The 19,928-nt window shown below is 68.6% G+C and carries 22 protein-coding genes; 12 read left to right on the forward strand and 10 right to left on the reverse strand.

The window, feature by feature from the left end; all coding sequences use genetic code 11:
• Positions 1–35: 35 nt before the first annotated feature.
• Both ACZ6IE_RS12765 and ACZ6IE_RS12770 read left to right on the forward strand, forming a co-directional pair.
• A complete protein-coding gene (locus ACZ6IE_RS12765) occupies positions 36–947 on the forward strand; it encodes a VOC family protein (RefSeq protein WP_464608261.1) in 912 nt (303 codons plus the stop codon).
• Positions 948–1,003: 56 nt separating this feature from the next.
• Positions 1,004–2,875 carry a hypothetical protein gene (locus ACZ6IE_RS12770; RefSeq protein WP_464608262.1) on the forward strand — a complete coding sequence of 624 codons (1,872 nt, stop codon included), beginning with the start codon at positions 1,004–1,006 and terminating at the stop codon, positions 2,873–2,875.
• Here ACZ6IE_RS12770 and ACZ6IE_RS12775 read toward each other — a convergent pair.
• The 3 genes from ACZ6IE_RS12775 to ACZ6IE_RS12785 form a co-directional block, all read right to left on the reverse strand.
• The gene (locus ACZ6IE_RS12775; RefSeq protein WP_464608263.1) at positions 2,872–3,189 is read right to left on the reverse strand and encodes a hypothetical protein; all 318 of its coding nucleotides are present in this window, start codon (positions 3,187–3,189) and stop codon (positions 2,872–2,874) included. The two genes, ACZ6IE_RS12770 and ACZ6IE_RS12775, sit on opposite strands and share 4 nt — an antisense overlap.
• A 12-nt stretch (positions 3,190–3,201) precedes the next feature.
• Entirely contained in the window at positions 3,202–3,501 is a 300-nt protein-coding gene (locus ACZ6IE_RS12780; protein ID WP_077054861.1) for a DUF7882 family protein, read from the reverse strand.
• A 91-nt stretch (positions 3,502–3,592) separates the two neighbouring features.
• On the reverse strand, positions 3,593–3,925 hold the full coding sequence (locus ACZ6IE_RS12785) for a hypothetical protein (RefSeq protein WP_464608264.1): 333 nt from the start codon (positions 3,923–3,925) through the stop codon (positions 3,593–3,595).
• A gap of 176 nt (positions 3,926–4,101) precedes the next feature.
• On the opposite strand from ACZ6IE_RS12785, the gene ACZ6IE_RS12790 reads away from it, so the two are divergent.
• On the forward strand, positions 4,102–4,953 hold the full coding sequence (locus tag ACZ6IE_RS12790) for a hypothetical protein (RefSeq protein ID WP_464608265.1): 852 nt from the start codon (positions 4,102–4,104) through the stop codon (positions 4,951–4,953).
• A 4-nt stretch (positions 4,954–4,957) separates the two neighbouring features.
• Here the strand turns inward: ACZ6IE_RS12790 and hxlA are convergent, their stop codons facing one another.
• Together hxlA and hxlB are read right to left on the reverse strand one after the other, a co-directional pair.
• A complete protein-coding gene (gene hxlA / locus ACZ6IE_RS12795) occupies positions 4,958–5,581 on the reverse strand; it encodes a 3-hexulose-6-phosphate synthase (RefSeq protein ID WP_079728654.1) in 624 nt (207 codons plus the stop codon).
• 52 nt (positions 5,582–5,633) lie between these two features.
• Complete coding sequence (hxlB, locus tag ACZ6IE_RS12800) at positions 5,634–6,203, reverse strand: 6-phospho-3-hexuloisomerase (RefSeq protein ID WP_464608266.1); 570 nt, start codon at positions 6,201–6,203, stop codon at positions 5,634–5,636.
• 101 nt (positions 6,204–6,304) lie between these two features.
• Here hxlB and ACZ6IE_RS12805 point away from each other — a divergent pair, with 101 nt between their 5' ends.
• Positions 6,305–7,132, forward strand: coding sequence for a LuxR C-terminal-related transcriptional regulator (locus tag ACZ6IE_RS12805; RefSeq protein WP_464608267.1), 828 nt, complete (start codon positions 6,305–6,307; stop codon positions 7,130–7,132).
• 42 nt (positions 7,133–7,174) lie between these two features.
• Here ACZ6IE_RS12805 and ACZ6IE_RS12810 read toward each other — a convergent pair whose 3' ends face one another.
• Together ACZ6IE_RS12810 and ACZ6IE_RS12815 are read right to left on the reverse strand one after the other, a co-directional pair.
• Positions 7,175–7,918, reverse strand: a complete 744-nt coding sequence (locus ACZ6IE_RS12810) for a hypothetical protein (protein WP_464608268.1) — start codon at positions 7,916–7,918, stop codon at positions 7,175–7,177.
• 9 nt (positions 7,919–7,927) lie between these two features.
• Entirely contained in the window at positions 7,928–8,662 is a 735-nt protein-coding gene (locus ACZ6IE_RS12815; protein ID WP_464608269.1) for a hypothetical protein, read from the reverse strand.
• A gap of 161 nt (positions 8,663–8,823) precedes the next feature.
• Between ACZ6IE_RS12815 and ACZ6IE_RS12820 the strand changes: the two genes are divergently transcribed.
• From ACZ6IE_RS12820 to ACZ6IE_RS12835, 4 genes are all read left to right on the forward strand, one after another.
• Positions 8,824–9,594 carry a glycosyltransferase family 2 protein gene (locus ACZ6IE_RS12820; RefSeq protein ID WP_464608270.1) on the forward strand — a complete coding sequence of 257 codons (771 nt, stop codon included), beginning with the start codon at positions 8,824–8,826 and terminating at the stop codon, positions 9,592–9,594.
• Positions 9,595–9,730: 136 nt separating this feature from the next.
• Entirely contained in the window at positions 9,731–10,609 is an 879-nt protein-coding gene (locus ACZ6IE_RS12825; protein WP_077054852.1) for a manganese catalase, read from the forward strand.
• A 221-nt stretch (positions 10,610–10,830) separates the two neighbouring features.
• On the forward strand, positions 10,831–11,757 hold the full coding sequence (locus tag ACZ6IE_RS12830; protein ID WP_464608271.1) for a hypothetical protein: 927 nt from the start codon (positions 10,831–10,833) through the stop codon (positions 11,755–11,757).
• 33 nt (positions 11,758–11,790) lie between these two features.
• A complete protein-coding gene (locus tag ACZ6IE_RS12835) occupies positions 11,791–12,141 on the forward strand; it encodes a hypothetical protein (RefSeq protein WP_464608272.1) in 351 nt (116 codons plus the stop codon).
• 119 nt (positions 12,142–12,260) lie between these two features.
• Here ACZ6IE_RS12835 and ACZ6IE_RS12840 read toward each other — a convergent pair whose 3' ends face one another.
• Positions 12,261–13,502, reverse strand: coding sequence for a zinc-binding dehydrogenase (locus ACZ6IE_RS12840; protein WP_464608273.1), 1,242 nt, complete (start codon positions 13,500–13,502; stop codon positions 12,261–12,263).
• 167 nt (positions 13,503–13,669) lie between these two features.
• Positions 13,670–14,674 carry a CPBP family intramembrane glutamic endopeptidase gene (locus ACZ6IE_RS12845; protein ID WP_464608274.1) on the reverse strand — a complete coding sequence of 335 codons (1,005 nt, stop codon included), beginning with the start codon at positions 14,672–14,674 and terminating at the stop codon, positions 13,670–13,672.
• Positions 14,675–14,886: 212 nt separating this feature from the next.
• On the opposite strand from ACZ6IE_RS12845, the gene ACZ6IE_RS12850 reads away from it, so the two are divergent.
• The 3 genes from ACZ6IE_RS12850 to ACZ6IE_RS12860 all read left to right on the forward strand — a co-directional run bounded on the left by ACZ6IE_RS12850 (position 14,887) and on the right by ACZ6IE_RS12860 (position 16,860).
• Positions 14,887–15,816, forward strand: a complete 930-nt coding sequence (locus ACZ6IE_RS12850) for an AlkA N-terminal domain-containing protein (RefSeq protein ID WP_464608275.1) — start codon at positions 14,887–14,889, stop codon at positions 15,814–15,816.
• A 94-nt stretch (positions 15,817–15,910) separates the two neighbouring features.
• Positions 15,911–16,432: a ribosomal maturation YjgA family protein gene (locus tag ACZ6IE_RS12855; protein WP_464608276.1), complete on the forward strand. Its 522-nt coding sequence runs from the start codon at positions 15,911–15,913 to the stop codon at positions 16,430–16,432.
• A 50-nt stretch (positions 16,433–16,482) separates the two neighbouring features.
• Positions 16,483–16,860 (forward strand): response regulator transcription factor, encoded by a 378-nt coding sequence (locus ACZ6IE_RS12860; RefSeq protein ID WP_077054849.1) that lies wholly within the window; start codon positions 16,483–16,485, stop codon positions 16,858–16,860.
• An 8-nt stretch (positions 16,861–16,868) separates the two neighbouring features.
• Here ACZ6IE_RS12860 and ACZ6IE_RS12865 read toward each other — a convergent pair whose 3' ends face one another.
• Complete coding sequence (locus ACZ6IE_RS12865) at positions 16,869–18,494, reverse strand: sensor histidine kinase (protein WP_464608277.1); 1,626 nt, start codon at positions 18,492–18,494, stop codon at positions 16,869–16,871.
• 162 nt (positions 18,495–18,656) lie between these two features.
• Between ACZ6IE_RS12865 and ACZ6IE_RS12870 the strand changes: the two genes are divergently transcribed.
• Positions 18,657–19,925 carry an alpha/beta hydrolase gene (locus tag ACZ6IE_RS12870; protein ID WP_464608278.1) on the forward strand — a complete coding sequence of 423 codons (1,269 nt, stop codon included), beginning with the start codon at positions 18,657–18,659 and terminating at the stop codon, positions 19,923–19,925.
• The last annotated feature ends 3 nt before the right edge of the window (positions 19,926–19,928 follow it).

The following is a 19,928-nucleotide window of genomic DNA, read 5'->3' on the forward strand; positions in this document are numbered from 1 at the left end:
GGAATGCCGCGGGCGCGACATCCGTTTTCATGAATATGAATACGTTTGAGGCGACCGTGCCCGTGCCCGGCGACAAGCTCGCCGCCGATACCGCGATGGGCCCCGTGACGCTGCTCGTGGCCGACCTGGATGGCATGACCGCCTACTACCGGGACGCCGTCACGTTGCGCGTGCTCAGCGCCGACCGTCACACCGTCACGCTCGGCCGCGGCACCACGCCCGTCGTGATCCTCGAGCACTCCCCCGCCCTGGCGCACGCACCCAGCGGTTCGGCCGGGCTGTTCCACACCGCCATCCTGTTCGACACGCAGGCCGCCCTCGCGGCATCCCTCTACTCGGTGGCCCGCCACGCGCCCGGAACCTTCACGGGCAGCGCCGACCACCTGGTCAGCCAGGCCTTCTACTTCACCGACCCCGAGGGCAACGGCGTCGAACTCTATTGGGACCGCGACCGCAGCGACTGGAGCTGGGTGCACGGCCAGGTCGAGATGGACACGATCTTCCTCGACCCCAACCAATACCTCGCCGACCACCTCACCGACGAGGCCGCCGACGCGCCGGGCGACGAGACGCTCTTCGGCGGCGCCCGCGTGGGCCACATCCACCTCTCGGTGGGGGATGTCGCGACCGCCCGCAGCTTCTACGTCGACACGCTCGGCTTCGACCAGACGGCCGCCGTCGGCAACACGGCCGTCTTCGTGTCGGCGGGCGGTTACCACCACCACATGGCCATGAACGTGTGGAACTCTCGCGGTGCCGGTCCACGCATGCCCGCGCTCGGCCTCGGCCGCGTCGACATCGTCGTGCCCGACGGCAACGCACTCGGGGCCCTCGGCGAGCGCCTGGCGCACTACCGTGTCGAGCGTCAGGACGACGGGCGCACCGTGAGCTTCGACGACCCGTGGAACAATCGGCTCTTCGTCACGACGGGCACCGCAGCCGTCTAGGCGTTCGCGCCGCAACTTCGCAGCTTTGAGAGGCCCCGGCCCCCTAGTGTGTGACCGTGACACACGGCGGGGATGATCGGGGCGCGCGGCGCCGCTTGCGGTCCCCGTGGGCGATCGACCTGCTCGGCGTGCTCGCGGCCCTGCTCCTCACCCTGCTCGCGGTGTTGCACCTGCTGTCGACGCAGCGCTCCTGGCTGCTGTTCTTCGACGGCGACTCGGTCATCCTGCCGCTCTTCGAACGCTCGCTGCAGGCCGGGCAGCCGTTTGAATGGGCGATGTCGACGACCGTCTTCCTCATCGAGATCCCGGTCTACCTCGTGTTGGCGTTCCTCACCGCGAACCCGTTCGACGCGCTCACCGTCAACGCGATTCTCAACTTCGTCGCGCTCTACGCGTTGATCCGGCTGATCGCCGGGCTGAGCCTTCCCGGGCGCGGCCGGCGGTTCGTCGTGGCGGTGAGTCTCGTCACGTTCGCCGTCCCGCTCGCCGCGACCCTGCTCGAATCGACCACCAACGCCGACTCCTTCGAACTCTTCTCGCTGCTCGCGACGACCACCTATTACTACCCCACCGTTCTCGCCATGTTGGCGGCTGCCTGGTTGCTCGCACGGATGGTCGCCCGTGACGCGCCGACCGAGACCACCCCGTCCGTAGCGCCGGATGCGTCCGATGGACCAGCGCGGCCCGCACCGCCGAACGTCTCCCCGGCCTCGGCCGCGTCGGGCCATCGGGGGGCACTGCTGGTGGCGCTCGGCATCCTCACTGTCGTGAGCGTGACGTCGAACCCGCTCTACGGCGTCTGGACGGCCGCGCCCGCCGTGGTCACGCTGCTCGGCCTGGCGGGCCTCGGCCGCATCGGGTGGCGCACGGCCCTCGTTCCGTCGGTGGTCCTCATCGCCGGATGCTTCGGCGGCGTGCTCCTGCGCAAACCGCTCGCCCCGTACCTCTCGATGGACCCGGCCAACTACCTGCACATCGGAGACATCCTCACGCCCCTGCGGTTCTACGGCGCCGCGATTGCCGATATGTTCTCGCGCCCGACGGGCGTCATCGAACTCGTCCTATTGTCCGCCCTCGGCAGTGTCACGCTCGTGGCCGGCCTCGCCGCGCTCCGGATGCCGCAGCTCCCCCTGCGCCGCCAACTCCTCTTCCTGCTCGCCGCCGTCACGGTCCTGGCGGTCGCCGTGGGCTCCGTTCTCGTCGGCACAAACGCGACGCGCTATCTGCAACCGCTCGCCTTCGCACCGCTGCTTGTCCTGCCAGCGCTCATCGGCTTGTGTCTCGACACGGTGCGCGAGAAGATGCGAGCCGGCCAGCCCCGCGCACGACTTCTTGCGGGACCGGCTCTGACTCTCGCGCGACGTGACCGCGCACAACCGACCGCCTCTGCGCCCGATCATCCGACCCCCTCGCCGAAGCAGACCCCGACGCCGAAGCAGCGCCCCGCCGCCCTCGGCCTGCTACTCGTGGTCCTGCTGCTCGGCGGCATCGTGGGCGCGGGCTCCGCGGTCGCCGCGTCGGTGTCGCGCGCGCACCTGCCCGGCGCGGCCTGTCTCGAGGGGTGGCTGGCCGGGCGCACGCTCACGGGCGCCGGCCAGTTCTGGGCCATCCGCGGGCTGAAGACCTATGGCGCGCCGAACGTGCACCTGCTGCAAATCGACGAATACCTGAACGCCCGGCCGTGGATGGTGAATCTCGCCGACTATGACGGCGGCCGGGTGTCCTATCTGGTCCTCGACGACCGTTCGGCCTGGGGCGAGGAACTCGTCGACACGCTCGGAGCGCCCCGCGCGAACATCTCGTGCGGCAGCTACACGATCCTCGACTACGAGGGCACGGCGGGTGAGAGGGTCTTGACACACCACATCGCCGAATCAGGCCTGTCGCAGAGGGCGCAACGGGGCTTCACCCGCGAGTCCGGCGGCTAGTGGTCGTGCTCGTAGTCGCCGGCGCCCGTATCGGCGTCGGCCTTGCTCGCGCTCGTCTGCGGAAGCGTTCCGTAGTCCTCGTGGGGCACATCGGGTCGCTCATCGTCCTCGGTCGAGACCTGCGAAAGCGCGATGGACACCTGCGAGTTGATGAGGATCTCGACCGGCTGCGGTTTGCCCTCGCCGAAGTTCACGGTCATCCACTGCGGGCCCGTGGCTGCGAACGCATCCTCTATCGTTCGTTTCACCTCGTCGACCGTGGTGCGGGGCAGCGAGTAAGTGGTTCCGCCGTAGGTGATGTCGACACGTCGCATATGGTGTGTTCCTTAGACCAGGGGTTCTTTGACAAGGTGGAGGCCGCCGGGCGAGTTCGCTGTGGCGGTCAGCGCTTCGATCCAGGCCTTGTTGATTTGCGGCGGACGCCCGCCGAGGAATTTGTAGACAAGAGAGATCGTCGGGTCGAGCCAGACGGTGGTGCGACCATCTCCGACGTCGGCGTCGTCGCGCCAGCTGAAGATGAAGGATTCGCGGCGGCGGAGCTTTGCGGTGATGACGATCTGCAGGTGAGCCAGAGTCCGATCATCGAAATCGATCACGAGCGATGCGTCATAAGTGAGTTTTCCCATGGCGTCTTTCCGTTAGGTGTACCTTCCACCCTCCTCGCCTTGTCCAATTAGCGCAATACATTTGCTCAGGGATTGACTTGGCAAGGAATCATCAGGGCAACTCGTGGTCGCCCTGCTCGACATCCCATTCGTCGAAGGGACGGCCGCTCCCGCCACCCAGATTTCTGATCTCGGCGTTCAGCGTCTCGACGAGTTCCGCATCCTCGATTTCGGTGGCGTCGTCGGCGTATGTTTCGGCGACGAGCTGACTGGCCGGGCCGAGAAGCAGGTTGGCGCGGCCCACGGTCCCGTCGGCGCGGCGGACCGGGATATCTATCGTTGCCGACGACTTTCTTCGTGCAAGCGCACCCGCGTAGGCGAGGACCGCCCGCGAGATCTCTGTGCCGGTGCGAATTGTGTCATTCGCGTAGTAGATCATTTCCATCTAGCCAGTAGACGACGCACCCCATGTCCTGGCAACCCACTTGCTTTAAGACGTCTCGACCCGAATGCCGCGATTGGAGAGTGTCCCGCGAGAACGAGCGCAAGGGCGCCATGTCAATTCGCTCTGTGCCGGTGACACCGGAATGATGTGAGCAGGTCAACAGCGAGGGGCGCACCGTGAGCGACGTAGGACAACACGCAGATTCGCGTTCCGAAACGCAGCCATCGTTCACGCCGGGGCGGGCCGGAGGCGTTATCGCGGCGATCTTCATGCCGGTGGGGCTGCTCGTCGGCTGGATCGTCCAGTTCTCGGCGTTGCTGGCTCGCGACTTCAGCGGGGCGGGCGGCGACTCCGACGACGTCGTGCTGCTCATCTGGTTTCTGGTCGGGGCGGCGATCGGTGTCGGCATCCCGCTCGTGGTGCTCATCGTGACCGTGCGGGGCCTGCGACGCGACCCGCGGTTCTCGCGCATCGCGCTCGTCGCATCGATAATCGTGCTCGTCTTCGCGGTGCCCTCGAACCTGATCCTGCTCGGCTTCCAGATCCCTCAGGCGATCGAAGAGGTGGTGTCGAAAGCTCAGCCGCCCACCGCCGCCGAGACTCACTTCTCGAACGGCGGCGCGGCATCCGAGCTCACCGAGCTGGGTGATCGCACGGTCGAGATCCTCGGCGGCGATCCCGACAATTCGTTCTCCCCGAATGGCTTGCCGGTGCGGGCTTTGGCCGAGGAGTGCACGCTCGAGAATTCGCAACCCGGCACCAGCTGGAGCTACTCGTTCTCGGCCGAACTCTTGGTCGACGCTGACGGCCTACCCCTCGTGCCCGAGGGCGAGGAACGGCTCCCGACGGCGACCGACGATCTCGACGGCGTGCGCGCCTATTGGGAATCGAAGGGGATCGCCTCCGAGGCCGACTCGGCGTCGGAGGTGGGCAACCAATTCGTTGCCCAGGCGGACTGGCTGGATTTCTACTCCTACGCCCGCCCGGGCCCCGATGTGATCTTGACGACGATCTGTCTCGCCGACTGACGACCTACTTGATCTTGGCGCGCAGTGCCGCTGCGGCCGCTCCGACGTCGGGGGCGCTGTAGATCGCGCTGCCGGCGACGGCGACGTCGGCACCCGACTCCTGCACCGACTCGATGGTGTCGACGGTGATTCCGCCGGCGACCGAGAACGGCACACCCGAGGACTTTCCGTCGGTCAGCAGCGTGCCGAACGTGAAGCCATCCTCGGCCTGCTCGTCGAGGCCCGCGTGCATCTCGACGAACTGGGCGCCGAGGGCGACGACCTCCTTGGCACGCGCGGACTTGTCGGCGACACCGATGAGGTCGACGACGATGCCCTTGCCGTGCTTCGTGGCAGCCTTGACGGCTCCGACGATGGTGCTGTCGCCCGCGACACCGAGAACGGTCACGAGGTCGGCTCCGGCCTGGAAGGCGATGTCGGCTTCGAGCTCACCGGCATCCATCGTCTTGAGGTCGGCGAAGACGATCTTGTCGGGGTGCGCGTCCTTGATGGCCGTGATGGCGCTGAGGCCGGCGCTCTTGATGAGCGGGGTGCCGAGCTCGATGATGTCGACGTGGGGTGCGGCGGCGGCGGCCAGTTCGAGGGCGGCGTCGGTCGTGAGGGTGTCCATGGCGAATTGCAGTTTCATTGTGTTCTTCCTTGACGGGTGTCGATGGATGGAGGAGCGAGAAGCGTGAGCCCTACTCGAGGTTTGCGTGGCGTGGCCAGATGTCGTCCGCCGTGAGGCCCGACGCCTTCCACAGCTGGTGGAACACGGCGTCGCCGATCAGCACCACCGACTGCTCGAACAGGCTGCCGGCGTATTGCGCCGAGGCGGTGCCGGATCGGTCGAGCTTGGTGGCGGCGGGGACGACGACCGTGACGTCGGCGAGGTCGGCGAGCGGCGAGTCGGCCGCCGTCGTGATGGCCGCGATGCGCGCCGAAACCGAACGCGCCGTCTCGGCGGCGTTCACGACGCTGCCGGTGGTGCCAGACCCGCTGGCGGCGAGCAAAACGTCACCCTCGCGGATGGCGGGCGTCGTGGTCTCGCCGACGACGAACACCGTCAGGCCGAGGTGCATGAGGCGCATGGCCGTCATCTGCAGCGCGAAGCCCGAGCGGCCGGCGCCCTGGACGAACACGCGGTCCGCCTGCGAGAGCAGGGTCGCCACCTCGTCGAGCTGGCCGTCGTCGATGTTCTCGGCGAGGGCGTCGAGTTCGGCCATGATGGCGGCCAGAGCGGTCGATTCGGTGTCGGAGTCTGCGGGCATGCCTCCAGTCTGCGAGGGGCGGCTCGCGCGTGCGGCCACCCGTTCGAACCGTTCGACCTACCCATTCAGACAGGGTGGGTCGCGAGAGTAGGGTGGGTGGCATGGAGACCGAGCCCGCCCCCGCCGAACTCGCCACGCGCGAGCTGCTCCTCGAGCACGCGCACACGGCCGCCGAGCAGGCCGACCGGCAGGCCCTCGCGCTCGAGTCGATCCTGGCGATCCTGCGCTCGAGCCGCCTCTCCGACACGGCCGCGCGCACCATGGCCATCGATGTCGCGGCCGCCGCGCTCGTGCAGATCCGCGTGGCGACCGACGAGCAGCGCGAGGCCATGCTCGAACCCGTCGTCGGTGCGTTCGCGCGCCTTCAGGCCGATCTCCGCCCGCTCGCTCGATTCGGCGACCTCGACGTGCAATTCGTCGAGCCACCCGTCACGGGTCGAGCCCTGCCCGGTGAGGTCGCGCATGCCGCGCGCGCCATCGTGCGCAGCGCCGTGCTGGCGTTCGTTGACACGGGGGTGACACGTCGAGTGCGCATCCAGTGGGATTGCGACGGCCTCAATCTGCTCATCGGCATCCGTGACGACGGCCGCGGCGAGCTCACGGCCCACGACGATTCGCTGCGGCCCATCGCCGAGCGGGTCACGGCCCTCGACGGCAAGCTCAACGTGGCGTCGACGCCCGGCTGGGGTTCCGAGCTCTCGATCGCCCTCCCCCTCGATCCGCCGGCCGAGCCCGATCATCTGACGGATGCCGTGACCCTCAGCCCGCGCGAACGCGAGGTCCTGCGCCTTCTCGCCTCGGGGTCACGCAACAAAGACATCGCCCGCACGCTCGGCATCAGCGACAACACGGTCAAGTTCCACGTCTCGAACCTGCTGCGCAAGGCCGGCGCCCGCTCACGCGCCGAACTCGTCGCCCAGGCCCGCTAGGCCGGTTCAGGCCGCGCCGGCGCCGACGCCGATGCCGACGGATCAGACGAGGTCGTCGCCCGGCCGCGTTTCGGTGAGCGGATGCGGGTGGCCCGGCGTGCGCGGCGCGGGTGGGTAGCCGAGGCGCGTCGCGAGGGAGTCGGCTTCGGCGAGCGCGAGGTCGCGGCGCAGACGTTGGCGGTCGACATCCGCTTCGGTGACGGCTTCCGCTCCGGGTTCGTCGCCATCCTCGGAGCGACGGGCCGCGCCACGCGGCACGGATGCGTCGTGGCTGCCCGAAGCCGCGTCGGCCTGCCACTTCCAGTATTCGAGGTCGTCGAGCGCGGCTTCCTCGTCGTCGACGACGGCGTAGGCCGAGGCGAGCTGCCACAGTGTCGACCAGGGCGTCGAGTCGCCGACGGGCACGCCGTAGCCGTCGAGGCTCTGCAGGCTGAGCGCTGCCCCCGACTCGATGACATCGTCGGCCGGCACCGTCTGGCCGGGGCGGTAGAGCAGCGGCAACAGGATGGAATCGACCACGATGCCCGCGCCGATCGCGATGAAGATGCTCGAGAACGTGTTGTAGCCGATGGCGCTCAAGATCGCGAAAACGGCCACGAGCGTGATCACGAAGATGACGATGGTTCGCACACGCCGGCTGCTCTTGCGCGCGGCGGCAGCCTCCCTCAGCGCCTCGAGCGACAGCTCTGCACGGGCCGGGGTGTGCGCCTGGGCCGGATCGACGACGTACAAACCGGGGTAAGTCGGATGCTTGAAAACACCCTCGTGCGCCTGCGTGACCGCCATGCGAAAAGCCTAACCGCGCTCGTCGAGAAGACGCCCGAGCGGAGTCTTCGTCACATTGTCGCTGACGATGCGCTGCACCACGGGCGACGGGTCCTGCTCGAGCGCGTGCCAGAGCGGCAGCACCTCGTCGGGGTCGGCCAGCACGATGATGCTCCACGCGTAGGACATGGTGGCCGCGAGTGAACGCTCCTCGGCGCCGAGCGGCCCGTCGACCTGCGCGAGCAGGGCCATGGCGCGCTCACACGCGTGCACGGCCACCTGGCGGGCGGCGGCGTTCTCGAGCACCCGCGGCTCGCAGACGGTTTCGACGGCCGTGCGCACGAGCACGATATCGCCCGAATCGGCCCACCCCTCGACCAGGCCGAGAACGGGTTCGACGTGCTCGTCGGCACCCTTCTGCAAACCTCGGGCCACGGCATCGCGCACGCGCCAACGGGGGTCGGCGGCGAGCGCATCGAGATCTTTCGCCAGTTCTTCGGCGAGGTCGTGCGGGCCACCGAAAGCTCGGGCGACACCCGCGGCACCGACCATGGCGAGGTATTCCTCGCGCGAACCCGACAGGCGTCGCAGCTCGTCGAGCGGGAGCGCCTCGGAGGCCATGTCGAGCAACGCCACATTGGCGCGCTGACCGGGCAGACCCGAGCGTTTGTACAACGCCTCGTCGAGGTCATCCGGCTCGAGGGCGAGGAGGGCGTCGCGGCTGATCGGGGCGGGTTCTTGACGGCGTGCGGGTGTGCGACTCATCTGTGAAGCTTAACGGCCGCCGCCGACAGACGCCCCGGATGTCGGCGGCGACGCTTGCGCGACGCGGTCCGTCGGCACCGACCGCACCCTCCATACGGCCCCGGCGGCGACCTGTCCAGGGGGAGGACACGGCGGGGTGCGTCCTCTACAGTTCGAGGACGATGACAGATCCCCTCCCGCCATCCACCGTGTCCGTCGTCATCCCCGTGCTCGATGACGCCGAACACCTGCGCACGTGCCTCACTGCCCTCCTGGCCCAGACGCGACCGCCCGACGAAATCGTGGTCGTCGACAACGGGTCGGTCGACGACAGCGCCGCCGTGGCCCGGCAATTCGGCGCGCGCGTCGTCAGCGAATCCCGCCGCGGAATCCCGGCGGCATCCTCGGCCGGTTTCGATGCCGCGACGGGCAGCATCCTCGCGCGCCTCGACGCCGATTGCGTGCCCGGCGAGCGCTGGCTCGAACGCGTCGAAGAGGCCATGCTGCGCGAACCACAACCGGCCGCCGTGACGGGTCCGGCCGCCTTCCACGACGGGCCGGCACCCCTGCGCTACGTCGGCGCTTTCGCCTATCTCGGCGCCTACTTCGCGCTCGTCGGCCTGGCGCTCGGACGCCCACCCCTGTTCGGCTCGAACTGCGCCATCAGGGCGGATGCCTGGGCCAGCATCAGCGGCGACGTGCACCGCCATGACTCCCACCTGCACGACGACATGGATGTCTCGCTGCACCTCGACCCGCTCTGGCCCGTGCGCTTCGTCCCCACCGTCGACATGCGCATCTCGGCGCGACCGTTCCGCAGTATGTCGTCGCTCGCCACACGCTTCGACCGGGGCATGCATACGCTGCGCTCGCACTGGCCCGACGAGCTGCCGTGGCGCCGCATCCTGCGCCGCTTCAACGCATCTCCCCCACACCGAAACCCGCGATTCTAAGACACGTCACTTCGATTTGTCGCCCCTCTTTTGACGATTCCGGCACCCCCCTAACGTGGGGTCCAACGCGCAGCCACCAGGGCATTCCGCCCGCCCACTCAAGCCGCGCGACGGATCAGTGAAGGAGTGAATGTAGATGTTTTTTCACCGTCAAGAACTGCAGCACAGCGCCACCCCCGATAAGCCAGACGCGCTTTTCGCCCGCAAACTCCAGGAGGTGCTGGGAGGTCAGTACGGTGAAATCACCGTCGCGATGCAGTACGGCTTCCAGGCGTGGAACTCGCACATTCCCGGCAAGTACCGCGACCTGCTCTACGGCATCGGTGCCGAGGAGATGGGCCACGTGGAGATGCTCGCCATCATGATCGCCCAGCTGCTCGAGAAGGCCCCCGCCGAAGAAACCGAGCGCGCCGTCAAGAACGACCCGACGCTCGCGGCCGTCATCGGCGGAACCGACGTGCAGCACGCCATCGTCGCCGGCGCCGGTGCACGCCCGGTCGACAGCAACGGCAACCCCTGGCAGGGCAGCTACATCACGGCATCAGGCAACATGCTCGCCGACTTCACGGCCAACGCCAACGCCGAGATGCAGGGCCGCCTGCAGGTCGCCCGCCTCTACAACATGACCGACGACTCGGGCGTGAAGAGCCTGCTGTCGTTCCTGCTGGCCCGTGACACGATGCACCAGAACCAGTGGATCACGGCCGCGAAGGAACTCGAGACCGACGGCCTCGAAATGCTGCCGGTGCCGAACAAGTTCCCCATCGACAAGGAGGAGCGCGACGTGTCCTACCAGTACCTCAACTTCTCGGACGGCCAGGCCGCCAAGGAAGGCTCATGGGCTTCGGGCCCCACACCCGACGGCCACGGCGAGTTCACCTACCACGACGGCCCCACGTCGAGTGTCCCCATGCCGCCGCCCACCACGCCGGACCCCACGCTCTACGGCACCATGCCCGACCCGGGCGGACTCCTCTCGAAGGCCAAGACGGCCGTCAAGGATGCCCTCCAGTAGGTCGCCGCACGGGCCCGGCCACGCTCGGTGATACAGGTGGCGGCCGGGCCACACCCCACAGGGCGGGATGCTTTCGAGCTCCCGCCCTGTCGTGTGCCCGATCGCGACACGCCGAAAGAGGCGCGTCATTCCGGGCTATTGAAATCTTGAGATTGCGGCACCTGAGATCGCGCTCCTAGCCTTGCGGTGTTTTCAACGACCACCACAGGATGGAGCGCTCAATGATGAACCGTGAACCACGTCTGCTCGCCACTGGACTCATACTCTGCATGGCTTTGTCTTCGATCGGCGCGGCAACGCCGCCTGCACCCGCCGCCGAAGGCATTGCAGCGACCATTCGGGGGGTAGCTCCCGATCAGGGCGAGGTTGTGGCCCCTGCTGATGAGGGTGACCATTTGGAAGTCAAGACCGCACAGGGCGAGATTCAGATTCCGCGAGATCCCACGGAGTTCATCACGACCTCTGCGTCCGCACCTGGGACCGTCCCTGACTTCGGGGTAAGCCTCCCGTCAGAACTTTCCCTCGCCGACCCGCGGGTCACGGCGGATGGCACCGTCGTGTTTTCGTCAACGGATGGCGGTCCCGACGCCGCGGTTCAAGTGCTCGATGACGGCAGCACACGCATTCAGACCGTCATCCCTGAAGGGAACTCTTCCAACGAGTACACCTACACGTTTCCCGATGGATACTCCCCGTTGACTCTTCCTGACGGAAAAATTGCGATCGTCGGTCCCGACGGCCCCGCGGGAGGATACGCGCTATTCGACGATGCTTGGGCGGTAGATGGAGCAGGACATCCCGTGGAAACCCTCTACGAGGTTAGAGACGTCGAAGTCGTGCAGGTAGTTCGGCCCTCGCAAGACGCTATCTACCCTGTCGTCGCCGACCCCAAGTGGACATGGCATCTCGCGGCGTACGGTGCGAAATTCAATAAAGCAGAAACGCGCTCATTCGCGAACGCGGGCGGGATCACGGGAGCCTGCGCGGCTCTCGCTAAACGCGCGCCGCAGCTCGCCGTACTCTGCGGAGCCTACGGCGCATATTTCTTTTCACAGGCGTCGATCGCCAACGGCAATCGGGAATGCATTTTCCTTTCCGTTGCACCCGCCCCGCTCGTGTGGCGTTATAGAGACGGGGACTGCCGATGAACGTCCCCTTCGAAATCGAAAGACGAGCCGAGAATGTCTGAACCCCTTATGTTCGTGTGCGTCGTATGCGCCGGATTAGGTATCGGTGTCCTTCTTTCGATCACATCGACGCCTCGAGGTGACGGGCTGGCGCAGGCCGCGGTGTTCGTCCTTCTCGCTGTTGCGGTGCTCGTGTTGACCTCGGGAGGAGCAGGAGTGCTCGCGAGCGTCCTCTTCGGAGCGTCCGCAGCCGTTGCGAGCGCTCTGACCGGTGGCTCGCGGTGGAAAGACAACCCGCTCGTCTCTGGACAGTCCTACTGGCAACGCGTGTGGACGGCGTTTTGGCATACCGGCGCCCTTCGTGCCGCCGAGAAAGAGAGGCAGCACGCGCAATCAGGTGCGTGAGAGTCAGCGGACGACAGGGCGGGATGCTTTCGAGCTCCCGCCCTGTCTTGTGCCCGGGATTGCGGTTCCCGCGCGCTGACCCTGGGGTCCGAGCGCTGGGCGCTCGGCGCTAGGCGCGCTTAGGGGGCTAGGCCGACGCGCACGTGGGTGCCCGCCGCGGCGAGCTCGAGCGCGTCATTTGCTCGGGCGAGGGGGAGGGTGTCGCCGACCAGGGCGGCGAAAGGATGCCGGTGCCACGCCATCCGTGCGAATTCGACCGCTCGCAACAGATCTTCGGGAAGGTAGTCGTGCAGACCGGCGACCGTGTGGCGGTGCCGCACGAGCGCGGCCGGCGCGATGTCGCCGCCCGCGGCCAGGCTCTCGGTCGAAGGCGGGCTGCCCGTGGCATCTGCGGCCCCCGCGAGCACGAGCACGCCCCCGTCGACGAGCACCGCGCGGGCCCCATCCACGGCGGCTAGCGCGCCGGAGGTCTCGATGGCCACGCTGACGGGTTCGCGGCCCGCGATGGCCAATTCGTTGAGCGCCCAGCCGAGGCCGCCGGGTGCCCGGCGACCGAGCGACGGGTCGGCGACGGCGGTCGCCCCGAAGTCGAGCGCCAACTGGCGGCGCGCCTCGTCCGGCTCCGACACGATGACGATTGCGCCGGCCTCGGCGGCGAGGGCGGCGGCCGCGAGGCCCATCATCCCGGCGCCCGCGACGAGCACGGTGCGGCCGTCGAGCCCGCAGCTGGGGCCCGATCGGCCGACGGAGAGTAAACGGAGGGTGGCGGCGGTGCGCAGGGCAGCGGCCGCGCGAGCGACGGCCCCGGGAGTCGGCGCCAGAACGGTCGCGGGCGTCGTCTCGTCGACGATGGCGACGGCCGTGCCCGCCAAGACCTGAACGTGGCTCGCGAATCCGCCCGAGAGCTCCCACCCGCGGTGCACGCGATCGTGCCCGTAACGTGAGGGCCGGGTGCAGTCCCGCGGCGCGTCGGCCAGGCAGCGGCTGCACGTGCGGCAGGCAACGGTCTCGGCCCACACCACGCGCATGCCCACGACGAGTTCCCGGCCGTCGGCCGCGATGGCCCGCCCGCCCGAGATGGACACGCCGTCTGAGCCGGGGGCGCCACCCATCGCCACGATGCGGCCGACCTGTTCGTGACCCAAGACGAGCGGTGCACCCGTCGCCTCGGCGACAGCCCGCACATCGGCACCCGACACGGTCGCGAGTTCCACGGCGACCAGCAGATCCCCTTCTGCCAGCGCCACCCCCGGAACGGCGATCTCGGCGAGGGACGAACCGGCGCCCGTCCACACCATGGCCACGGGCGCCGGCTTGATCAAGACGTCGGTGCTGTTCGCGGCGACGATGGTGTGCGACATCCGTTCGCCCTCCCTCGGTTGTGTCGGATGCCGGTGCCAACTGCGACGGCGGCGCCCCCAGATCTCCGACAGTAGGTAGCGGCGGGGTCGATGCCCTGGCCGCTCGGTAACCGGCAGGTGAACGGGCCGCGAAGGTTCAGCTTTTGCGCGACAGAGGGCGGATGATCTCAGCTCACGAACATGCGTGATCGCCCGGCTCGTTCGGCCCAGGCGGCCGACGGTCGGAACTGCCCGGTCGCGGCGAGCACGACGACGAGCACAAGCGGCACCAGCCATCCGGACCAGCCGAGAATGCCCGCGTGCACGGTGTCGACCTCCTCACCGCTCGCCACGAAGACGATCGAGAGCCCCGCGGCCGCGTTGAAGGCGCCGTGGGCGATGGCGGCGGGCCACACCGACTCTGAGCGCAACCGCAACCAGCCGAACACGGCACCCGTCACCGTGCAGACGCCGACCATGAGGAGGAGCGCGAGCCAGCCGGGCGCGCCGGGATAGTTGTAGCCGAGCAGGATGAGGGGCGCATGCCAGAGGCCCCAGATGAGGCCCGAGAGAAGCAGCGCGGGCACGAGGCCGAGGCGCAGGAGGTGCGGCAGCAGCCATCCGCGCCACCCGAGTTCTTCGCCGAGGGCGGGGAGCACATTGAGCAGGGCGCCGATCAGCACGTTGAGAAATTGGGCGGCGACGAGCAGGGCGATCGGGGCGGGCAGTGCTGCGGCGTCGCCCGTGAGACCGGCCCGCGCGATGGACTGCTCGATGAGCTCGCGGAAGCCCGAGAAGGTGACGAAGTCGGCGGGATAGACGCCGAAGAGGGCGCCGACGGGCAGTAACGCGAAAACGAGGGCGATGGTGCCGAACAGTGCGATGGCGCAGTAGCCCAGGAAGCGGGGTGCGGGCGTGAGCGGCCAGAGGCCGAGACGACGCAACGGCCTGCGGCCCCGGTCGACCGTGGCGATGACGACCCCGACGGCCATGGTCGGGGTGAGCATCATGGCGATGGCCAGTTGCGGCGCGAAGGGGTTGGCGAGGCCGCCGTCGATCCAGAGCGGAGCGGCGACGAACCAGGCGAGCCCGAAGGACAGGACGAGGAACAGGGCGAGCGCGAGGGTCCACCGCGCGGTCGAGAGGGAGCGGGCGCCCGCCGGCTCGAACGGGGCCACGGGCGTTGCGCTCATGGCGACGCTGGAGTTCGCCGTCGAAACCCGCGCGGCGGGATCGGTCGGTCTCGTCTGGGAAACACCCGCGGCGTCGGAACCGGGCTCGTGAGGGGGTGCGCCTGCGTTCGTCATCCGTCCCCTCGTCGTTCACAGCCGAGGATTCGGCAGCCCCCCGGCGGCTCCAGGGTATCGGACGAGGGGTTCTGCCCTCAGTGCGCGAGAATCGTGACATGACTGCTCCCGTCGAGGTCGACGCCTTCCTCCCCATCGACGGGCCGCTGGATGTGCGATCGCTGCGACGCTTCCTCGACGCGCATGTCGTGGCCGGGCTCGATGTCGTCGACCAGGCGGCCGGCACGACGACACGCTCGCTCGACGGACCGCACGGACCTGCCGTCGCCACGGTCTTCTGGCCCGACGAGCGGGGTGAGCCGGCGGGTTCCTCATCCCTCAGCGTCCGGTTGCGGCTCTCGCACGATGACGACCGCGATGCCGTCGTCGCGCTGCTGCGCCGCTGGCTCGACCTCGATGCCGACTCGGAGCGCATCGCCGCCGACCTCGGTCGCGACGGCCGACTCGGACCGCTCGTGGCCGCCCGCCCCGGTTTGCGCATCCCGGGATCGGTCAACGGCGCCGAGACCGCGCTCTTCACGGTGCTCGGGCAGCAGGTCTCGCTGGCCGCCGCCCGCACTTTTCAGGGCCGGCTCGTCGCCACGCTCTCACCGGTGAACGCGCTGGGGTTCCGGTCGTCCCCCGACCCGGCCGCCGTCGCCGACGCCCACACCGAGGATCTGCGCGCGGCCCTCGGCATCACGCGCAGCCGCGTCGCCGCCCTGCAATCGCTCGCGCGCGTGCTCGCCGACGGCCTCGAACTCGCCCCGCACGTCGACCACGTCGACGCCCGGCGCCGCCTCCTCGCCGTGAAAGGTATCGGCCCGTGGACCGCGGACTACGTGGCGCTACGCTGCCTGCGCGACGACGATGCTTTCCCCTCGGGAGACCTGATCCTGAGGCGCGCTCTCGATGCGAAGACGCCGGCGGAAGCCATCCGCCTGGCCGAACCCTGGCGCCCCTGGCGCGGCTACGCCACACTGCACCTGTGGACCGCGGCCGTCTTCGTCGACGCGCAGCAACCCGAGGACGCCCTTCCGCCGGCCTGACCCGACCCCGCACGCACGCACGCTTGCAGGCACGAACGCACTGATGGCACCGCAGACGGATGTCCTGTCGAGCCATCCGCCGTACCGTGAGCGCATGACGAGCCACGCCAGCGCCCCGCATCCGAGCACACCCGTCGGCGATCCACCTCGCGCCTCGGCCACACTCCTGCTACCGACCCGCCGACGCCGGCGCACACCCCTCATCCTCACCGCGGCGGCCATCTTCGCCTCGGGCCTCGCCACGCACTACCTCCTGACCGGCTTCTTCGCGGATGCCCTCGCCGACGCCCTCTACACGGCCCTCATCGCGGTCGTCATCCTGCTGATCGCCCCGCGCCTCCGCCCTTGGACCGGCGCAGCCGCCGCATTCCTCCTCTCCGCCGCCGTCGAGTTGCTGCAGCTGACCGCGCTGCCGGCCGCGCTCGCCGAAACCGTGCCGCTCTCGCGCCTCATCCTCGGGACCACGTTCGCGCCACTCGACCTCGTGTTCTACGCCGTCGCCGCCCTCATCGTCGGCGTTCTGGATGCCGCAATCCTGCGCGCACGCCGCACCACCCCACCCGGGCTGGGGGTACAGGCGTCGCCTTCCTCCAACTCTGGAGTCACATATTACTGAGGCGGCCCGGTAACCTTAGAAGACCTAACTAATCGCTCGGGGGAACACTGATGGCAAACGTGCTGATCGTCGAAGACGACCGCGACCTGGCCACGCTTCTCAGCATCCGCCTGAAGAAGGCCGGCCACGACGTGTCGCGCGAGGCCGACGGCGCCTCGGGGCTCGCGGCCGTCACCGCCATCCACCCCGATGTCGTGATCGTCGACTGGATGATGCCGGGCCTGTCGGGCATCGACGTGTGCACGGCCATCCGCAACGATCCCGCCCTCGAGCGCACGCCCGTGCTCATGCTGACGGCCAAGACGTCGCCGGCCGATGCCGAGGTCGCTTACGGCGCCGGCGTCGATGCGTTCTTGTCAAAGCCCTGTTCAACGGCCGAATTGCTGCAGCGGGTCAACGCCGTCCTCGAGAGCCGACGCGCCAGCTGACGAGCCTGTTACCTCGGCAGCACCAGGGCGACCGTGGTGCCCCGGCCCGGGGTGCTCTCGATCTCGATGCGCCCGCCGTGGCTCTCGACGATCGCCTTGACGATGGACAGGCCGATGCCCACACCCTGCACCGCGTCGTCCCGCACGCCCTGGGCGCGGTAGAACTTCTCGGTCGACTGCCGCACCTCTTCGCGGTTCATGCCGCGCCCGTCGTCCGACACCGTGATGCGCGCCTCGGCGTCGTCGAAACCGAAGCCCACGCGCACGATCGATCCGGCGGGTGAGTACTTCACGGCGTTCGAAATAAGGTTGTCGATGGCCTGCTCGAGCCGGTGAGCGTCGCCCTGCAGGCGAATGTCGCCCGCAATGGTCTGCGTTAAGCGGATGTCCTTCGACCGCGCCATAGGCCCCAGCTTGTGCACCGACTGCCGCACCACCTCGGCGGGCGAGATGTCGGTCAGCAGCATCGTCATGCGACCATCCGACACCGAGAGAAGTTCGGTCACGCGCCTCAGCAGCTCTTCCGCGTTGCGTCGGATCACGGCCGTGTATTCGTCGACCCCCAGCGCCTCGGAATCGATCTCCTCCTCGACCAACTCGAGGAACCCCAGAATGGATGCGAGCGGCGTGCGCAGTTCGTGCGACACCGTGGCCAGAAACTCTTCGCGCAGGTTCACGGCCTCGGCGAGCGCCGTCACATCGTGTCCCACCACGACCGTTCCGAGCAGCTCACCGTTGGGCCGGCGCACCTGATCGGATGTCACGAGGATCGCGATCTGGTCACCCTCCGGCCCCAGCCATTCCAGGTGGTTCTTGATCAGGTCGCCCCGCAACGCTCTCGGGATGACCTGCTGGTCGAGCGGGATGAGCGTCACCCGGTCGGCCTCGCGTGCCTCGGGGCCGGCGTAGGGCGGAACGTCGGCTCGGAAACCCGACCGCTCGGTCATCTCGGCGGCTCGCGGGTTGGAGCGGGACAGCTTGCCTTCGGCGTCGTAGAAGGCGACGCCCGCGTTCACGGTTTCGAGGATCGCGGTAGACAGCGCCTCGGCATCCTGCGACCGGCGCAGCGTGCGGTTCACCTCGCGCCCGCGCGTCGCGACGGCCGCCTGAGCCCGCCGCAATTGCGCCGCCGCCACGTTGACGGTCGCCGTGATGCCGATAGCGATGGTGGGAAGCATGACGATGTTCAGCCACTCGAGTGGCGTGCGCGGCAATGCCCCCGACGCGAAGAACGGGAACACGACGATGAAGAGGGTGCCCGCGACGGCGACGACGGCCGCCCAGCTGCGGAACCCGTAGGCGATCCAGAGCAGGGGGAAGACACACAACAGGCCCGTCGACGGCACGAACGGCAGCAGGATGTCCCGCATGAAGGCCACCGCGACCAGGTCGAGGGCCGGCACGAACAGCATCCAGTGCGGGTTGAACTTCTCCCACGGCACCACGAGGGCGGCCACCGTGGCGACGCCGGCGATCACGAAGCCGATGAGCAGGATGGGCACGTTGAGCGTGTAGGGCAGGATGACGGCCACGGCGATGAGCAGGCCGAGCGCGCCCAGCGCGAAGGGCAGCTGCGTGCGATAGAACACCCGGAAGCGTCCACGCAGGGTCGGTTGCGGTTCGAGAAGGGGCATCATGCTCCGAAAGGCAGGCGGGTAAAAAGGTATTCGGGGTACGTCGAACACTAAGACATGCGCAGCACTCTCGGCGCCGCCACGCAAGGACGTTCCTCCCGTGCGCGGCCGTCGGTAGGCTGTCCGGACGCCAGACCGGTGCTCCGAACGGGAAGGACGACCATGCCACTCGATCCCTACTTCGACGAGATGCTCCGCGCCAAACGCGTCGACACGTTCGCCGGGGTGCGCGCGCAGATCGTCGACGCGGTGCGCGACATCCTGCCCTTCGCCGTGCCTCCGGCACCGGCCGGCCCCACTCCCCCGTCGGCCTCGGCGACCTTCCTCTTCGGAGCGGACAGCGTGGGCAACCCGACGGAACCCCCGAAGGCCCGCCGGGCCGCTGCACCCTCCACCCCCACCGGCGCGCCGACGGACACACCCGTCGACCGCGAGGCACAGCGCGCCCGCGAGCGCGAGAAGAAGGAGCTGCACAAGACCGCGGCCTGGAAGTACCGAAACGCGCAGAAATGGGACACCAAGCTCTATAAGAAGGTCGGCTGGCCCGCCCCCGAGCTCGCCTCCGACGACCACACCGTCGTCGTGCCGGGCTACCCCGACGTGCGCGTGCGCATCTACCGGCCGGATGACGCGGCCCCCCGCATTCCCGCCGTCATCACCTTCTTCGGCGGATCCTTCCAGCTGGGCGGCATCGACTGGACGAGCGTCGACGCCTCCTACCGTTTGCGGACGCGTGATTCCGGTGTCGCCCACGTCGCGGTCGACTACTCGCGCGCTCCCGAGTGGCGCTACCCCACGCCCGTCGAGCAGGGCTATGCCACGCTCGCCTGGCTCGTGGAGAATGCCGACGACCTGGGCATCGACGCCGCGCGCATCGCCCTGAACGGCACCTCGGCCGGGGGCAACATCGCCGCGGCGACGGCCCTGATGAACCACGATCGGATGGCGCATCCGCTCGCCCTGCAGCTGCTCGAGGTGCCCGTCACCGATCTCACCGGCAGCCATATCGACCTGGCCCCCATCCGCGCCATGGGCATCCCCACGTTCCTGGCCCGGCGCGAGCTGACCTCGGTTCCTCAGACCTATCTCGGCGACCGCTCACGCGATCGCGAGCGCTACGCATCGCCTCTTCTGGCCGACGACCTGAGCGGCCTGCCACCGGCCTACGTCTTCACCTCGGAGTACGACGCCCTCCGCGCCGACGGCCAGGCCTATGCCGCGGCCTTGCGGCGTGCCGGGGTCGAGGCCCATGCCGTGCAGTATCAGGGCGCCAATCACGAGGCCGCCATGTTCACCGCCGTCGTTCCGCTGGCGCGTCGCTGGCACCACGATGCGGTTGCCGTCCTGCGCACTCTGCACGAGCCCGGCACGGCCGGCGAAACGGGTCGTTCGAGCTCCCCCGCACAGAGCGTGGATGCACGGAAGAGTTAGGTA

The organism is Okibacterium sp. AC114, assembly GCF_979253355.1.

Bases quoted from the DNA above. Each gene is read 5' to 3' on its own strand.
- ACZ6IE_RS12870 (WP_464608278.1), top strand. From the start codon at position 18,657: ATGCCACTCGATCCCTACTTCGACGAGATGCTCCGCGCCAAACGCGTC.
- ACZ6IE_RS12780 (WP_077054861.1), bottom strand. From the start codon at position 3,501: ATGGGAAAACTCACTTATGACGCATCGCTCGTGATCGATTTCGATGAT.
- ACZ6IE_RS12850 (WP_464608275.1), top strand. From the start codon at position 14,887: ATGACTGCTCCCGTCGAGGTCGACGCCTTCCTCCCCATCGACGGGCCG.
- ACZ6IE_RS12815 (WP_464608269.1), bottom strand. From the start codon at position 8,662: ATGAGTCGCACACCCGCACGCCGTCAAGAACCCGCCCCGATCAGCCGC.
- ACZ6IE_RS12805 (WP_464608267.1), top strand. From the start codon at position 6,305: ATGGAGACCGAGCCCGCCCCCGCCGAACTCGCCACGCGCGAGCTGCTC.
- ACZ6IE_RS12765 (WP_464608261.1), top strand. From the start codon at position 36: ATGAATACGTTTGAGGCGACCGTGCCCGTGCCCGGCGACAAGCTCGCC.
- ACZ6IE_RS12860 (WP_077054849.1), top strand. From the start codon at position 16,483: ATGGCAAACGTGCTGATCGTCGAAGACGACCGCGACCTGGCCACGCTT.
- ACZ6IE_RS12840 (WP_464608273.1), bottom strand. From the start codon at position 13,502: ATGTCGCACACCATCGTCGCCGCGAACAGCACCGACGTCTTGATCAAG.
- ACZ6IE_RS12785 (WP_464608264.1), bottom strand. From the start codon at position 3,925: ATGGAAATGATCTACTACGCGAATGACACAATTCGCACCGGCACAGAG.
- hxlB (WP_464608266.1), bottom strand. From the start codon at position 6,203: ATGCCCGCAGACTCCGACACCGAATCGACCGCTCTGGCCGCCATCATG.
- hxlA (WP_079728654.1), bottom strand. From the start codon at position 5,581: ATGAAACTGCAATTCGCCATGGACACCCTCACGACCGACGCCGCCCTC.
- ACZ6IE_RS12810 (WP_464608268.1), bottom strand. From the start codon at position 7,918: ATGGCGGTCACGCAGGCGCACGAGGGTGTTTTCAAGCATCCGACTTAC.
- ACZ6IE_RS12820 (WP_464608270.1), top strand. From the start codon at position 8,824: ATGACAGATCCCCTCCCGCCATCCACCGTGTCCGTCGTCATCCCCGTG.
- ACZ6IE_RS12845 (WP_464608274.1), bottom strand. From the start codon at position 14,674: ATGAGCGCAACGCCCGTGGCCCCGTTCGAGCCGGCGGGCGCCCGCTCC.
- ACZ6IE_RS12825 (WP_077054852.1), top strand. From the start codon at position 9,731: ATGTTTTTTCACCGTCAAGAACTGCAGCACAGCGCCACCCCCGATAAG.
- ACZ6IE_RS12855 (WP_464608276.1), top strand. From the start codon at position 15,911: ATGACGAGCCACGCCAGCGCCCCGCATCCGAGCACACCCGTCGGCGAT.
- ACZ6IE_RS12830 (WP_464608271.1), top strand. From the start codon at position 10,831: ATGATGAACCGTGAACCACGTCTGCTCGCCACTGGACTCATACTCTGC.
- ACZ6IE_RS12835 (WP_464608272.1), top strand. From the start codon at position 11,791: ATGTCTGAACCCCTTATGTTCGTGTGCGTCGTATGCGCCGGATTAGGT.
- ACZ6IE_RS12775 (WP_464608263.1), bottom strand. From the start codon at position 3,189: ATGCGACGTGTCGACATCACCTACGGCGGAACCACTTACTCGCTGCCC.
- ACZ6IE_RS12865 (WP_464608277.1), bottom strand. From the start codon at position 18,494: ATGCCCCTTCTCGAACCGCAACCGACCCTGCGTGGACGCTTCCGGGTG.